This window comes from Pseudomonas sp. HMWF032, assembly GCF_003060885.1.
Classification (GTDB): Bacteria; Pseudomonadota; Gammaproteobacteria; order Pseudomonadales; family Pseudomonadaceae; genus Aquipseudomonas.
The window spans coordinates 1-15,611 of sequence record NZ_QAIG01000009.1 but is presented as its reverse complement, the minus strand read 5'-3'; the positions used below and the strand labels follow the sequence as shown (position 1 = coordinate 15,611).

Below are 15,611 nucleotides of genomic sequence, written 5' to 3'. Positions count from 1 at the left end.
GTGATACCGCGAGCTTTTTCTTCTGGAGCGCTGTCGATCTTGTCGAAGTCAACCTTGGCCGAACCGAATACTTCGGAGCAGACGCGGGTCAGAGCAGCGGTCAGAGTGGTTTTACCGTGGTCAACGTGACCGATAGTGCCAACGTTGACGTGCGGTTTGTTACGTTCAAATTTTTCTTTAGCCACGACAATTAACTCCTAGCTTAAAGGGGCTGAATCAGCCTTGTTTTTTGGTTACCGACTCGACGATGTGCGACGGAGCCGTATTGTATTTTTTGAATTCCATGGAGTAGCTTGCGCGACCCTGAGACATGGAACGGACGTCGGTCGCATAACCGAACATCTCACCCAGCGGAACTTCAGCACGAATCACCTTGCCGGAGATCGTGTCTTCCATACCCAGGATCATGCCACGACGACGGTTAAGGTCGCCCATCACATCACCCATGTAGTCTTCTGGGGTAACAACTTCTACCGCCATGATCGGCTCGAGCAACTCACCACCACCCTTCTGGGCCAGCTGCTTGGTCGCCATGGAAGCAGCCACCTTGAACGCCATCTCGTTGGAGTCGACGTCGTGGTAGGAACCATCGAACACGGTAGCCTTCAGGCCGATCAGCGGATAACCGGCAACAACGCCGTTCTTCATCTGCTCTTCGATACCCTTCTGGATCGCCGGGATGTATTCCTTCGGAATCACACCACCCACGACTTCGTTCAGGAACTGCAGACCTTCCTGACCTTCGTCAGCAGGTGCAAAGCGAACCCAGCAGTGACCGAACTGACCACGACCACCGGACTGACGAACGAACTTGCCTTCGATTTCACAGCTCTTCGTGATGCGCTCACGATAAGAAACCTGAGGCTTACCGATGTTGGCTTCGACGTTGAACTCGCGGCGCATGCGGTCGACCAGGATGTCCAGATGCAACTCGCCCATACCGGAGATGATCGTCTGACCCGTCTCTTCATCTGTTTTGACGCGGAAAGACGGGTCTTCCTGAGCAAGCTTGCCCAGTGCGATACCCATTTTTTCCTGGTCGTCCTTGGTCTTAGGCTCTACGGCAACCGAGATAACCGGCTCCGGGAAGTCCATGCGAACCAGGATGATTGGCTTGTCAGCGTTGCACAGAGTCTCACCCGTGGTGACGTCCTTCATGCCGATCAAGGCCGCGATGTCACCAGCGCGCACTTCCTTGATCTCTTCGCGGGCGTTTGCGTGCATTTGCACCATACGACCCACGCGCTCTTTTTTGCCTTTAACCGAGTTGATCACGCCGTCGCCGGAGGCCAACACGCCCGAGTAAACACGAACGAAGGTCAAGGTACCCACGAATGGGTCGGTAGCGATCTTGAACGCCAGCGCCGCGAACGGCTCGTCATCACTTGCATGGCGCTCCATTTCCTCTTCCTCGTTATCCGGGTTGGAACCCTTGATAGCAGGAATGTCGGTAGGGGCAGGCAGGAAGTCGATAACGGCGTCGAGAACCAGGGGAACACCCTTGTTCTTGAAGGAAGAACCGCAAACAGCCAGAACGATTTCGCCAGCGATAGTACGCTGACGCAGAGCCGACTTGATCTCAGCAACGGTAAGCTCTTCGCCTTCCAGGTACTTGTTCATCAGCTCTTCGTTGGCTTCAGCCGCAGCCTCAACCATGTTGCTGCGCCACTTCTCGGCCTCTTCCAGCAGTTCTGCCGGAATGTCCTTGCGCACAGGAACCATGCCCTTGTCAGCATCGTTCCAGTAGACAGCTTGCATGTTGATCAGATCGATCTGACCTTGGAAGTTGTCTTCAGAGCCGATGGCCAACTGAATCGGCACCGGAGTGTGGCCCAGACGCTGCTTGATCTGACCGATCACGCGCAGGAAGTCAGCACCGGCACGGTCCATCTTGTTGACGTAAACAAGACGCGGAACGCCGTACTTGTTGGCCTGACGCCATACGGTTTCCGACTGAGGCTCAACGCCCGAAGTACCACAGAACACAACCACCGCGCCGTCGAGTACACGCAGCGAACGCTCAACTTCAATGGTGAAGTCAACGTGGCCGGGGGTATCGATTACGTTGAAGCGATGCTCATCTTTGTACTGCTTCTCGGAACCTTTCCAGAAGGCGGTAATGGCAGCAGACGTAATGGTAATACCACGCTCCTGCTCCTGCACCATCCAGTCTGTGGTCGCGGCGCCGTCATGCACCTCGCCCATCTTGTGGCTTTTGCCAGTATAGAAAAGCACACGCTCGGTGGTCGTGGTTTTACCCGCGTCCACGTGAGCCACGATACCGATGTTACGGTAACGGTTAATCGGTGTAGTACGAGCCATAAAGCCCTCGCAAATTTAGAAGCGCGATAATTAGAAGCGGTAGTGCGAGAAAGCCTTGTTGGCCTCTGCCATGCGGTGCACGTCTTCACGCTTCTTAACTGCAGCACCTTTGCCTTCAGCGGCATCCAGCAATTCACCAGCCAAACGCAGAGCCATAGACTTCTCGCCACGCTTACGGGCGAAATCTACCAGCCAGCGCATGGCAAGAGCATTACGACGGGACGGGCGAACTTCGACCGGAACCTGGTAAGTAGCACCACCTACACGGCGCGACTTCACTTCGACCAGCGGAGCGATGGCGTCGAGAGCTTTCTCGAAGATTTCCAGGGGATCGCTGTTCTTACGCTCTTTAACCTTATCCAGGGCGCCATAAACAATACGCTCGGCAACGGCTTTCTTGCCGCTTTCCATTACGTGGTTCATGAACTTGGCCAGGATTTGGCTTCCGTATTTTGGATCGTCAAGCACTTCGCGCTTGGCTGCTACACGACGTCTTGGCATTTGATAAGCCCTCAAACGGTCTTCAGGTTAGCCCGGGACTGCACCCTGAGGTGGATGCCCGACCTTACTCTTATCGACTCAGAAAAATAGAAACTCGCAATTCAGTACAGAGCGCCGATTACTTCGGACGCTTGGTACCGTACTTCGAACGACCTTGCTTACGGTCTTTAACGCCGGAGGTATCCAGCGAACCGCGCACGGTGTGGTAACGCACACCTGGCAAGTCTTTTACACGGCCGCCACGAATCAGAACGACGCTGTGCTCTTGCAGGTTGTGGCCTTCACCGCCGATGTACGAGGAAACCTCGAAACCGTTGGTCAGGCGTACACGGCAAACTTTACGCAGTGCCGAGTTAGGTTTTTTCGGCGTAGTGGTATACACGCGAGTGCACACACCACGACGCTGCGGGCAGTTCTGCAGCGCAGGTACGTCGGATTTCTCGACGATACGCTTACGCGGCTGACGTACCAGCTGGTTGATAGTTGCCATCTTAAGCTCCACTGTTGTCTTGCGACGCTATTGCCCTACTAAGCAAAATGGCAGAGCACGTGCCCTGCCAAATTTAGGGGTGCATGAGTCTAAAGAGACTCACCGCCCCAGTCAAGACAAAGCCCCGCTACCGGAGTAGCGGGGCTTTGCACTCAATTACCGCTGGAGTTCAGCGCTTCGGTCAGTGCGGCTTCCACTTCACTGGCGCTGACACGTACCGGCTGGGCCGCTTCACGCTTACGCTTGCGTTCGCTGTGATAAGCCAGACCGGTACCAGCCGGGATCAGACGACCCACAACCACGTTTTCTTTCAGACCACGCAGGTAGTCGCGCTTGCCAGTAACCGCCGCCTCGGTGAGAACGCGAGTGGTTTCCTGGAAGGAGGCCGCCGAGATGAACGACTCGGTGGACAACGACGCCTTAGTGATACCCAGCAGCACGCGAGTGTACTTGGCCACGAACTTGTCTTCTGCAGCCAGACGCTCGTTTTCACCCAGTACCGCGGTCAGCTCCATCTGGTCGCCCTTGATGAAGGTGGAATCACCCGACTCAGCCACTTCGACCTTGCGCAGCATCTGCCGCAGGATGGTCTCGATGTGCTTGTCGTTGATCTTCACGCCCTGCAGGCGGTAAACGTCTTGGATCTCGTTGACGATGTACTTGGCCAGCGCACTGACGCCCAGCAGACGCAGGATGTCGTGTGGATCGCTCGGACCGTCGGAGATAACTTCACCCTTGTTGACCTGTTCGCCTTCGAACACGTTCAGGTGACGCCACTTCGGAATCAGCTCTTCGTATGGATCACTGCCATCGGTCGGCGTGATAACCAGACGACGCTTGCCTTTGGTTTCCTTACCGAACGAGATGGTGCCGCTGATTTCTGCGAGGATCGACGCTTCTTTCGGGCGACGCGCTTCGAACAGGTCAGCAACACGCGGCAGACCACCGGTGATGTCACGGGTCTTCGAGGTCTCTTGCGGGATACGAGCAATAACATCACCCACGCCCACCTGAGCACCGTTCGCCACACCCACCAGGGCGTTAGCCGGCAGGAAGTACTGAGCCGGCACATCGGTACCCGGCAGCAGCAGATCCTTACCATCTTCACCCACCATCTTAACGGCAGGGCGAATATCCTTGCCGGCAGCCGGACGATCCTTCGGATCGAGGACTTCGATGTTGGTCAGACCGGTCAGTTCGTCGGTCTGGCGCTTGATGGTGATGCCTTCTTCCATGCCCACATAGGTCACGGTACCTTTCATCTCGGTGACGATCGGGTGGGTGTGCGGGTCCCACTTGGCCACGATAGCGCCAGCGTCGACCTTGTCACCTTCCTTCACCGAAATCACGGCGCCGTACGGCAGTTTGTAGCGCTCACGCTCACGACCGAACTCGTCGGCAATCGCCAGCTCACCGGAACGCGATACCGCGACCAGGTTGCCGTCCAGACGCTCGACGTGCTTGAGGTTGTGCAGACGGACCGCACCACCATTCTTCACTTGTACGCTGTCAGCAGCCGAGGTCCGGCTGGCCGCACCACCGATGTGGAACGTACGCATGGTCAGCTGGGTGCCCGGTTCACCGATGGACTGGGCAGCAATAACGCCGACCGCTTCACCGATGTTGATCTGGTGACCACGTGCCAGGTCGCGACCGTAGCACTTGGCGCAGATGCCATAACGGGTTTCACAGGTGATTGGCGAACGTACGATCACTTCGTCGATGCTGTTCAGCTCAATGAACTCGACCCACTGCTCGTCAACCAGAGTACCAGCCGGCACGATCACATCGTCAGTGCCCGGCTTGAACACGTCCTTGGCGATCACTCGACCCAGTACGCGCTCACCCAGCGGCTCAACCACGTCACCGCCTTCAATGTGCGGCGTCATCAGCAGACCATGCTCGGTGCCGCAATCGATTGCAGTCACCACCAGGTCTTGCGCCACGTCAACCAGACGACGGGTCAGGTAACCGGAGTTCGCCGTTTTCAAGGCGGTATCCGCGAGACCTTTACGCGCACCGTGAGTGGAGATGAAGTACTGCAGAACCGACAGACCTTCGCGGAAGTTCGCGGTGATCGGCGTCTCGATGATCGAGCCGTCCGGCTTGGCCATCAGACCACGCATACCGGCCAGCTGACGGATCTGAGCGGCGCTACCACGTGCACCGGAGTCAGCCATCATGTACATCGAGTTGAACGACTCTTGCTCAACGGTCTTGCCTTCACGGTCGACCACTTTCTCTTTCGAGAGGTTGGCCATCATCGCTTTGGACACTTCGTCGTTGGCCTTGGACCAGAGGTCGATCACCTTGTTGTACTTCTCGCCCTGGGTCACCAGGCCGGAGGCGTACTGCGATTCGATCTCTTTAACTTCCTCGGTGGCGGCGTCAATGATGCGCGCCTTCTCATCCGGGATAACGAAGTCGTTCACGCCGATCGACACACCCGAGATGGTCGAGTAGGCAAAACCGGTGTACATCAGTTGGTCAGCGAAGATCACAGTGTCTTTCAAGCCAACGGTGCGGTAGCACTGGTTGATCAGCTTGGAGATCGCCTTCTTCTTCATCGATTGGTTGACCACGTCATACGACAGGCCGGCCGGTACAATCTGGAACAGCAGCGCACGGCCGACAGTGGTGTCGACGATGCGGGTGTTCTTGGTGATCGAACCGTCTTTTTCCTTGATGGTTTCGTTGATGCGCACTTTTACGCGCGCATGCAGCGAGGCTTCACCACCACGGAACACCCGGTCAACTTCCTGCAGGTCAGCGAATACGCGGCCTTCGCCTTTGGCATTGATCGCTTCGCGGGTCATGTAATACAGACCCAGTACCACGTCCTGCGAAGGAACGATGATTGGCTCACCGTTGGCAGGCGACAGGATGTTGTTGGTCGACATCATCAGTGCGCGCGCTTCCAGCTGGGCTTCCAGCGTCAGCGGAACGTGCACGGCCATCTGGTCACCGTCGAAGTCGGCGTTGTACGCGGCGCAGACCAACGGGTGCAGCTGAATCGCTTTACCTTCGATCAGAACCGGTTCAAACGCCTGGATGCCCAGACGGTGAAGGGTTGGTGCACGGTTGAGGAGTACGGGGTGTTCGCGAATCACTTCGGCGAGAACGTCCCACACCTCTGGCAGCTCGCGCTCGACCATCTTCTTGGCCGCCTTGATGGTGGTCGCCAAACCACGCATTTCCAGCTTGCCGAAGATGAACGGTTTGAACAGCTCAAGGGCCATCTTCTTCGGCAGACCGCACTGGTGCAGACGCAGAGTCGGACCCACGGTAATAACGGAACGACCGGAGTAGTCCACGCGCTTACCGAGCAAGTTCTGACGGAAGCGACCTTGCTTACCCTTGATCATGTCGGCCAAGGATTTCAGCGGACGCTTGTTCGAGCCGGTGATGGCGCGACCGCGACGGCCGTTGTCGAGCAGGGCGTCAACCGCTTCCTGCAGCATGCGCTTTTCGTTGCGCACGATGATGTCCGGTGCGGACAGGTCGAGCAGGCGCTTGAGGCGGTTGTTACGGTTGATCACGCGGCGATACAGATCGTTCAGATCCGAAGTCGCGAAACGGCCACCGTCGAGCGGAACCAGCGGACGCAGGTCTGGCGGCAGAACCGGCAGAACGGTCAACACCATCCACTCAGGCAGGTTGCCCGAACCGAGGAAAGCTTCCATCAGCTTCAGACGCTTGGACAGCTTCTTGATCTTGGTTTCCGAGTTGGTTTGCGGAATTTCTTCGCGCAGACGGCCAATCTCGTGCTCGAGGTCGATCGCGTGCAGCAGTTCGCGAACGGCTTCAGCGCCCATGCGAGCGTCGAAGTCATCACCGAACTCTTCGAGGGCTTCGAAGTACTGCTCGTCGTTCAGCAGCTGGCCTTTCTCCAGGGTGGTCATGCCCGGATCGATCACCACATAGCTCTCGAAGTAGAGCACGCGTTCGATATCACGCAGGGTCATGTCCATCAGCAAACCGATACGGCTCGGCAGCGATTTCAGGAACCAGATGTGGGCAACCGGCGACGCCAGTTCGATGTGCGCCATGCGCTCACGACGAACCTTGGCCAGGGCCACTTCAACGCCGCACTTCTCGCAGATCACACCGCGATGTTTCAAGCGCTTGTACTTACCGCACAGGCACTCGTAATCCTTGACTGGGCCAAAGATCTTGGCGCAGAACAGGCCGTCACGCTCGGGCTTGAACGTACGGTAGTTGATGGTTTCCGGCTTTTTAACTTCACCGAACGACCACGAGCGGATCATCTCAGGCGAAGCAAGGCCGATGCGAATGGCATCGAACTCTTCGACTTGACCCTGGTTTTTCAGCAAATTCAGTAGGTCTTTCAAGGCCTTTCCTCCTGGCGGAGCAGAGAGCGGGCTGTGCAGCCCCGCTCTCGATTCGCGTCACGTGTTATTCGGTTTCCAGATCGATGTCGATACCCAGCGAACGGATCTCTTTGATCAGTACGTTGAAGGACTCGGGCATGCCCGGCTCCATACGGTGATCACCGTCCACGATGTTTTTGTACATCTTGGTACGGCCGTTCACGTCGTCCGACTTCACGGTCAGCATTTCCTGCAGGGTGTAGGCGGCGCCGTAAGCTTCCAGTGCCCAGACCTCCATCTCACCGAAGCGCTGACCACCGAACTGCGCCTTACCACCCAGCGGCTGCTGAGTAACCAGGCTGTAGGAACCCGTGGAACGCGCGTGCATCTTGTCGTCCACCAGGTGGTTCAGTTTCAGCATGTACATGTAGCCAACGGTGGTCGGACGCTCGAACTGGTTACCCGTACGACCGTCGATCAAGCGCATTTGGCCGCTTTCTGGCAGGTCTGCCAGTTTCAGCATGGCCTTGATTTCGCTTTCCTTGGCACCATCGAACACCGGGGTGGCCATTGGCACGCCACCTTTGAGGTTATGCGCCAGTTTCAGGATTTCCTGATCGCTCAGTTCGTCCAGACTTTCCTGACGGCCACCGATCTCGTTGTAGATCTGCTGCAGGAACTTGCGCAGCTCGGCGACCTTGCGCTGCTCTTCGAGCATGCGGTTGATCTTCTCGCCCAGACCTTTGGCCGCGAGGCCCAGGTGGGTTTCGAGAATCTGACCGACGTTCATACGCGACGGTACGCCCAGTGGGTTGAGAACGATGTCCACCGGCGTACCGTTGACGTCGTGTGGCATGTCTTCAACCGGCATGATCACCGAGACCACACCCTTGTTACCGTGACGACCGGCCATCTTGTCACCCGGCTGGATGCGACGGCGGATGGCCAGGTAAACCTTGACGATCTTCAGCACACCCGGCGCCAGGTCATCGCCCTGTTGCAACTTGCGCTTCTTGTCTTCGAACTTGTCGTCGAGCAGCTGACGGCGGTCGGAGATGTAGGCCTGGGCCTTTTCCAACTGCTCGTTCAGGGCATCGTCAGCCATGCGCAGCTTGAACCACTGACCGCGCTCAAGGCCGTCGAGGAACTCGTCGGTGACTTCTGCGCCCTTCTTCAGGCCAGCGCCGCCTTCGGCTTTCTTGCCAACCAGTGCTGCACGCAGACGCTCAAAGGTTGCGCCTTCAACGATACGGAACTCTTCGTTCAGGTCCTTGCGGATCTCGTCGAGCTGGCTCTTCTCGATCGACAGGGCGCGCGCATCGCGCTCAACGCCATCACGGGTGAAGACCTGTACGTCGATAACGGTACCTTTGGTGCCAGTCGGCACACGCAGGGAGGTGTCCTTAACATCGGACGCCTTCTCACCGAAGATCGCACGCAGCAGCTTCTCTTCTGGAGTCAGTTGGGTTTCGCCTTTGGGCGTCACTTTACCAACCAGAATGTCGCCTGGGCCGACTTCAGCACCCACGTAAACGATACCGGCTTCGTCCAGCTTGTTCAGCGCAGACTCACCCACGTTCGGGATGTCGGAGGTGATTTCTTCCGAGCCAAGCTTGGTATCACGCGCCACACAGGTCAGTTCCTGAATGTGGATCGTGGTGAAGCGGTCTTCTTGCACCACGCGCTCGGAGAGGCAGATGGAGTCTTCGAAGTTGAAACCGTTCCACGGCATGAACGCCACGCGCATGTTCTGACCCAACGCCAGCTCACCCATATCGGTGGACGGGCCATCAGCCAGGATGTCGCTGCGTTCAACCTTGTCACCTTTGCTGACCAGCGGACGCTGGTTGATGCAGGTGTTCTGGTTGGAGCGGGTGTACTTGGTCAGGTTGTAGATGTCGACACCGGCTTCGCCAGTTTCTACTTCGTCATCATTAACGCGAACCACGATACGGCTGGCGTCGACGGAGTCGATCACACCGCCACGACGCGCCACGACACACACACCGGAGTCACGGGCGACGTTGCGCTCCATGCCGGTACCTACCAGCGGCTTGTCGGCGCGCAGAGTCGGTACAGCCTGACGCTGCATGTTCGAACCCATCAACGCACGGTTGGCGTCGTCGTGCTCGAGGAACGGAATCAGCGAGGCGGCAACCGAGACTACCTGCTTCGGCGAAACGTCCATCAGGGTGACGTCTTCCGGCGCCTTGACGGTGAATTCGTTGAGGTGACGTACGGCCACCAGCTCATCGACCAGCTGACCTTTGTCGTTCATGGTCGCCGAAGCCTGGGCGATCACGTGATCGGCCTCTTCGATGGCGGACAGGAACACGATCTCGTCGGTGACCAGGGTATCCTTCACCACACGGTACGGGCTTTCCAGGAAGCCGTACTGGTTGGTGCGGGCATAGGCCGCCAGGGAGTTGATCAGACCGATGTTCGGACCTTCAGGGGTCTCGATCGGGCACACACGGCCGTAGTGGGTCGGGTGTACGTCACGGACTTCGAAGCCGGCGCGCTCACGGGTCAGACCACCTGGGCCAAGAGCCGAAACACGGCGCTTGTGAGTGATCTCGGAAAGCGGGTTGTTCTGGTCCATAAACTGCGAGAGCTGGCTGGAGCCGAAGAACTCTTTCACCGCTGCCGCAACCGGCTTGGCGTTGATCAGGTCTTGCGGCATCAGGCCTTCGCTTTCGGCCATCGACAGACGCTCTTTGACCGCACGCTCAACACGTACCAGGCCAACGCGGAACTGGTTCTCGGCCATTTCGCCAACGCAGCGAACACGGCGGTTACCCAGGTGGTCGATGTCGTCGACGATGCCTTTACCGTTACGGATATCAACGAGGGTCTTGAGCACCTCGACGATATCTTCCTTGCTCAGCACGCCCGAACCTTCGATCTCGGTGCGACCGATACGACGGTTGAACTTCATGCGACCGACGGCCGACAGGTCGTAACGCTCGGCGCTGAAGAACAGGTTGTTGAACAGGGTCTCGGCAGCATCCTTGGTTGGCGGCTCGCCAGGACGCATCATGCGATAGATCTCGACCAGCGCTTCCAACTGATTGGTGGTGCTGTCGATCTTCAGGGTATCGGAGATGAACGGGCCGCAATCGATGTCATTGGTGTACAGCGTTTCGATGCGCACAACCTGAGCCTTGACCACTTTGGCCAGGATCTCGACGTTCAGCTCGGTGTTGCATTCGGCAATGATCTCGCCGGTAGCCGGGTGCACAATGGCCTTGGCAGAGGTGCGACCGATCAGGTAGTCGATCGGCACTTCCAGCTCTTTGATGCCAGCCTTGTCCAACTGGTTGATGTGGCGCGCGGTAATCCGGCGGCCCTGCTCAACAATGACCTTGCCCTTGTCGTCCCTGATGTCGAGGACAGCAATTTCACCACGCAGACGCTGCGGAACCAGTTCCAGGTTGAGCGATTCGCCCTTAACGTGGAAAACGTTGGTCGCGTAGAAGGCGTCCAGCACCTCTTCAGTGCTGTAACCCAGCGCGCGCAACAGCACGGACGCGGGGAGTTTGCGACGACGATCGATACGTACGAATACCGCATCTTTCGGGTCGAACTCGAAGTCCAGCCAGGAGCCGCGGTAAGGAATGATGCGAGCCGAGTACAGCAGCTTGCCCGAGCTGTGGGTCTTGCCACGGTCGTGGTCGAAGAACACACCCGGGGAGCGGTGCAGCTGGGACACGATAACACGCTCGGTACCGTTGATAACGAAGGTACCGTTTTCGGTCATGAGCGGAATTTCGCCCATGTACACTTCTTGCTCTTTGATGTCCTTGATCGCTTTGTTTGACGATTCTTTGTCGAAAATGATCAGACGGACTTTGACTCGCAGCGGCACGGCGAAAGTAACGCCACGCAGTACGCATTCTTTGACATCAAAAGCCGGCTCGCCCAGGCGATAACCGACATACTCCAGAGCAGCATTGCCGGAATAGCTGATAATCGGGAAAACAGACTTGAAGGCCGCATGCAGGCCAATGTCGCGGAACTGGTCCTTGGTCGCCCCTGCCTGCAGGAATTCGCGATACGAATCCAGCTGGATGGCCAGGAGATAAGGCACATCCATGACATCCGGCAACTTGCTAAAGTCCTTGCGGATACGTTTTTTCTCAGTATATGAGTAAGCCATCAGCGTTCCCCAGCTTGGTCACCTGCTTATTTGGCCGCTCCGACGGGAGTTGCCAGAAACTCTTGCAAACCCTAGGTTTGCACCGCCACCTCGGGCGGGATTTTCGCACCCCAGGCCAGCCAATGATTCGCCGACCTAGAACGGAAAAAGGCCGGTGGCAAAAGCCACCAGCCATCAGCCTTTCGCTCAACGCTTGGGCTGTAGACGCAAGGTCGTCGCTTACTTGAGCTCGACTTTGGCGCCAGCTTCTTCCAAAGCAGCTTTGGCTTTTTCAGCAGCGTCTTTAGCAACACCTTCCAGAACCATGCCTGGAGCGCCGTCAACTACAGCCTTGGCTTCTTTCAGGCCCAGACCGGTCAGTTCACGAACAGCCTTGATCACGTTAACTTTCTTCTCGCCAGCGTCGGCCAGGATAACGTTGAACTCGGTTTGCTCTTCAACAACAGCGGCAGCAACAGCTGGGCCAGCAGCGGCAACAGCAGCGGTAACACCGAAGGTTTCTTCCATTGCTTTGATCAGTTCAACAACTTCCAGAACGGTTTTCTGGCCGATTGCTTCGATGATTTGTTCGTTAGTCAGAGACATGACTTTAAATCCTGTATTGGGGTGACAGCCTACGCAGCCATCAAATTAAACATATGATTTTGAAAGGAACCACGCAGCCTTAGGCAGCGGAAGCTTCTTTCTGGTCGCGAATGGCCGCCAGAGTACGAGCCAGCTTGCTGGTGGCGCCTTGAATCACGCTCATCAGTCGTGCAATAGCTTCGTCGCGAGTTGGCAGCGAAGCCAACACATCGATCTCGTTTGCTGCGAGGAACTTGCCCTCGAACGCAGCTGCCTTGATCTCGAACTTGTCCTGACCCTTGGCAAACTCTTTGAAAATACGAGCAGCAGCGCCCGGATGTTCCTTGGAGAATGCAATCAGGGTCGGGCCTTTGAACACGTCGTTGAGAACCGAGTACTCGGTGCCTTCAACGGCGCGCTTGAGCAGGGTATTACGTACAACACGTACGTATACGCCAGCTTCGCGGGCCTCTTTACGGAGTCCGGTCATAGCGCCTACTGTCACACCGCGGGCATCAGCCACGACAGCGGACAGGGCACCTTTGGCAGCCTCGTTGACTTCAGCGACGATGGCCTTCTTGTCTTCGAGTTTAATTGCCACGGGTTTAACTCCTGCTTGTTACCGTTTCATCCGCCCGAAGGTGGATGTCGTTTTGGTGTCTGATTCGGTAAGAATCGGGAGCACCATCTGCGTAGGCTGTTGGTTTAAGGCTTTCGCCACCTACGGTCTTGGATAGCCCCCGCAAAGCAGGGACCCCAAACCTTCAAAACGGCGCAATCACTGCACCGCTTCATTTATTACGCGTCCAGCGAGCTCTGGTCGATGATCAGACCTGGGCCCATAGTGGTGCTCAGGGTAACGCGCTTCACGTAGACACCTTTCGAGGTCGACGGCTTCAGACGCTTGAGATCAGAGATCAGGGCTTCAACGTTCTGCTTCAGTTTCTCGGCATCAAAACCGACCTTACCGACGGAACCGTGGATAATGCCGTTCTTGTCAGTACGGAAGCGTACTTGACCAGCCTTGGCATTCTTCACCGCGGTAGCCACGTCAGGAGTCACGGTACCGACTTTCGGGTTAGGCATCAGACCACGAGGGCCGAGCACTTGACCCAACTGACCCACAACGCGCATCGCATCCGGGGAGGCAATTACTACGTCATAGTTCAGGTCGCCGCCCTTCATTTCAGCAGCCAGATCGTCCATGCCAACGCGGTCAGCGCCGGCAGCCAGAGCAGCTTCAGCAGCAGGCCCCTGGGTGAACACGGCTACGCGAACGCTTTTACCCGAGCCGTTCGGCAGAACGGTTGCACCACGAACAACCTGGTCGGATTTACGCGGGTCAACACCAAGGTTGACGGCAATATCTACAGACTCAGAAAACTTGACTGCCGACAGCTCAGCCAGCAGAGCGGCCGCTTCAACGAAGTTGTAAGCCTTACCAGCTTCAACCTTCTCAGCGATTGCCTTTTGACGCTTGGTCAACTTAGCCATTACACACCCTCCACGTTGAGGCCCATGCTACGAGCGGAGCCGGCGATAGTACGCACAGCTGCGTCCATATCAGCGGCAGTCAGATCAGCCTGCTTGGTTTTGGCGATCTCTTCCAGCTGAGCACGAGTGACAGTACCAACCTTGACGCTGTTCGGACGAGCCGAACCGCTGGTCAGGCCAGCAGCCTTCTTCAGCAGAACTGAAGCCGGGGTGCTTTTGGTTTCAAAGGTGAAGCTACGGTCGCTGTAAACGGTGATGATCACAGGAGTCGGCAGACCAGGTTCCATGCCCTGGGTACGGGCGTTGAACGCCTTGCAGAACTCCATGATGTTCACGCCATGCTGACCGAGAGCCGGACCGACGGGTGGCGACGGATTGGCTTGTGCAGCCTTTACTTGCAGCTTGATATAAGCCGTAATTTTCTTAGCCATGAGTTACTCCAGTTTTGGGTTCTAGCGCCTTACGGCTCCCCAGTTATTGCCTATTTATCCCAGTGACGACAAAACCCCGCAGCCCAGGGCTGCGGGGTAAGGGATGCTTGTGTCAGTTATGCCTTTTCGACCTGACTGAACTCCAGCTCGACCGGCGTAGAGCGACCAAAGATGGTCACTGCAACCTGAATTCGGCTCTTCTCGTAGTTCACTTCTTCAACCACACCACTGAAATCGGCAAACGGACCGTCAGTCACGCGCACCATCTCACCGGGCTCAAACAGTGTTTTTGGCTTAGGCTTGTCGCCGCTATCAGCAACACGACGCAGAATTGCATCAGCCTCTTTCTCGGTAATAGGCGCAGGCTTGTCAGCCGTCCCACCGATAAAGCCCATGACGCGAGGGGTGTCCTTGATTAAGTGCCAAGTCGCCTCGCTCATTTCCATCTGCACCAGAACATAGCCTGGAAAGAACTTACGCTCGCTCTTACGCTTCTGGCCATTACGCATCTCTACCACTTCTTCGGTAGGGACCAGAATTTCACCAAAAACGTCTTCCATACCAGCAAGCTTAACGCGCTCGATCAGCGAGCGCATAACATGCTTCTCGTAACCCGAGTAAGCATGCACAACGTACCAACGCTTAGCCACGGGACACCTTTAACCGACAATCAACGAAACAATCCAACCAAGCAGGGAATCAAGCCCCCACAACAGCAACGCCATCACCAAAACAACAGCAACAACAATCAGAGTTGTCTGCGTGGTTTCCTGGCGAGTTGGCCAAACGACCTTACGAATTTCAACGCGAGCTTCTTTTGCCAGCACCCAGAATGCTTGACCCTTCGAGGTTTGCAGCGCAATCACACCAGCCACCACAGCAATAACCAGCAGGGCTAGAACACGATACAGAATTGGCTCAGCAGAGAAATACTGATTACCAACCACGCCAGCAACCACCAGAGCAGCAACAGCCAGCCACTTAAGCAGATCAAAGCGGGATTCTTTGGCCTCAGCCTTAACATTCATCTACTAATATCCTGTAAAAAGACGCGCCAAATTCTAGGAAAATGGCAGGTCAGGAGGGAATCGAACCCCCAACCTACGGTTTTGGAGACCGTCGCTCTGCCAATTGAGCTACTGACCTAAAACAGAATCAGGCCGACCATTATGCCGGCCCGAACAAAGCAGATCAATCGATTAAGCGATGATCTTTGCAACTACGCCGGCGCCGACGGTACGACCGCCTTCACGAATGGCGAAACGCAGACCCTCTTCCATTGCGATGGTTTTGATCAGAGTGACAGTCATCTGGATGTT

General features: G+C 56.6%; 12 protein-coding genes, 1 tRNA gene and 1 pseudogene. All 14 read right to left on the bottom strand.

Annotated features, from left to right (window positions below):
* Positions 1–185, bottom strand: a 185-nt coding sequence (locus tag DBR00_RS15195) for a GTP-binding protein (protein WP_256583037.1), incomplete at its 3' end; no start/stop codon positions are given.
* A gap of 31 nt (positions 186–216) precedes the next feature.
* Entirely contained in the window at positions 217–2,322 is a 2,106-nt protein-coding gene (gene fusA, locus DBR00_RS15190) for an elongation factor G (RefSeq protein ID WP_108489512.1), read from the bottom strand.
* Positions 2,323–2,352: 30 nt separating this feature from the next.
* On the bottom strand, positions 2,353–2,823 hold the full coding sequence (rpsG, locus tag DBR00_RS15185; RefSeq protein ID WP_010490886.1) for a 30S ribosomal protein S7: 471 nt from the start codon (positions 2,821–2,823) through the stop codon (positions 2,353–2,355).
* Positions 2,824–2,941: 118 nt separating this feature from the next.
* Positions 2,942–3,313: a 30S ribosomal protein S12 gene (gene rpsL, locus DBR00_RS15180; RefSeq protein ID WP_003463319.1), complete on the bottom strand. Its 372-nt coding sequence runs from the start codon at positions 3,311–3,313 to the stop codon at positions 2,942–2,944.
* 152 nt (positions 3,314–3,465) lie between these two features.
* Positions 3,466–7,665 (bottom strand): DNA-directed RNA polymerase subunit beta', encoded by a 4,200-nt coding sequence (gene rpoC, locus DBR00_RS15175; RefSeq protein WP_108489513.1) that lies wholly within the window; start codon positions 7,663–7,665, stop codon positions 3,466–3,468.
* A 64-nt stretch (positions 7,666–7,729) separates the two neighbouring features.
* Positions 7,730–11,803 carry a DNA-directed RNA polymerase subunit beta gene (gene rpoB, locus DBR00_RS15170; RefSeq protein ID WP_108489514.1) on the bottom strand — a complete coding sequence of 1,358 codons (4,074 nt, stop codon included), beginning with the start codon at positions 11,801–11,803 and terminating at the stop codon, positions 7,730–7,732.
* 219 nt (positions 11,804–12,022) lie between these two features.
* Positions 12,023–12,388, bottom strand: coding sequence for a 50S ribosomal protein L7/L12 (rplL, locus tag DBR00_RS15165; protein ID WP_108489515.1), 366 nt, complete (start codon positions 12,386–12,388; stop codon positions 12,023–12,025).
* Positions 12,389–12,467: 79 nt separating this feature from the next.
* On the bottom strand, positions 12,468–12,968 hold the full coding sequence (gene rplJ, locus DBR00_RS15160) for a 50S ribosomal protein L10 (protein WP_108489516.1): 501 nt from the start codon (positions 12,966–12,968) through the stop codon (positions 12,468–12,470).
* A gap of 197 nt (positions 12,969–13,165) precedes the next feature.
* The gene (gene rplA / locus DBR00_RS15155; protein ID WP_108489517.1) at positions 13,166–13,861 is read right to left on the bottom strand and encodes a 50S ribosomal protein L1; all 696 of its coding nucleotides are present in this window, start codon (positions 13,859–13,861) and stop codon (positions 13,166–13,168) included.
* Positions 13,861–14,292 (bottom strand): 50S ribosomal protein L11, encoded by a 432-nt coding sequence (rplK, locus tag DBR00_RS15150; protein ID WP_108489518.1) that lies wholly within the window; start codon positions 14,290–14,292, stop codon positions 13,861–13,863. The genes rplA and rplK overlap by 1 nt, the downstream gene beginning before the upstream one ends.
* A 116-nt stretch (positions 14,293–14,408) precedes the next feature.
* Entirely contained in the window at positions 14,409–14,942 is a 534-nt protein-coding gene (gene nusG, locus DBR00_RS15145) for a transcription termination/antitermination protein NusG (RefSeq protein ID WP_108489519.1), read from the bottom strand.
* A gap of 9 nt (positions 14,943–14,951) precedes the next feature.
* Positions 14,952–15,320 carry a preprotein translocase subunit SecE gene (gene secE, locus DBR00_RS15140; protein WP_108489520.1) on the bottom strand — a complete coding sequence of 123 codons (369 nt, stop codon included), beginning with the start codon at positions 15,318–15,320 and terminating at the stop codon, positions 14,952–14,954.
* A gap of 42 nt (positions 15,321–15,362) precedes the next feature.
* Positions 15,363–15,438, bottom strand: a tRNA-Trp gene (locus DBR00_RS15135).
* A gap of 53 nt (positions 15,439–15,491) precedes the next feature.
* A pseudogene (locus DBR00_RS15130) lies at positions 15,492–15,611 on the bottom strand (elongation factor Tu); the annotation flags it as partial.

Excerpts from the sequence above, each read along its gene's own strand:
- secE (WP_108489520.1), bottom strand. The coding sequence starts at position 15,320 with ATGAATGTTAAGGCTGAGGCCAAAGAATCCCGCTTTGATCTGCTTAAG.
- rpsL (WP_003463319.1), bottom strand. The coding sequence starts at position 3,313 with ATGGCAACTATCAACCAGCTGGTACGTCAGCCGCGTAAGCGTATCGTC.
- rplK (WP_108489518.1), bottom strand. The coding sequence starts at position 14,292 with ATGGCTAAGAAAATTACGGCTTATATCAAGCTGCAAGTAAAGGCTGCA.
- rpsG (WP_010490886.1), bottom strand. The coding sequence starts at position 2,823 with ATGCCAAGACGTCGTGTAGCAGCCAAGCGCGAAGTGCTTGACGATCCA.
- rplL (WP_108489515.1), bottom strand. The coding sequence starts at position 12,388 with ATGTCTCTGACTAACGAACAAATCATCGAAGCAATCGGCCAGAAAACC.
- fusA (WP_108489512.1), bottom strand. The coding sequence starts at position 2,322 with ATGGCTCGTACTACACCGATTAACCGTTACCGTAACATCGGTATCGTG.
- rplA (WP_108489517.1), bottom strand. The coding sequence starts at position 13,861 with ATGGCTAAGTTGACCAAGCGTCAAAAGGCAATCGCTGAGAAGGTTGAA.
- rpoB (WP_108489514.1), bottom strand. The coding sequence starts at position 11,803 with ATGGCTTACTCATATACTGAGAAAAAACGTATCCGCAAGGACTTTAGC.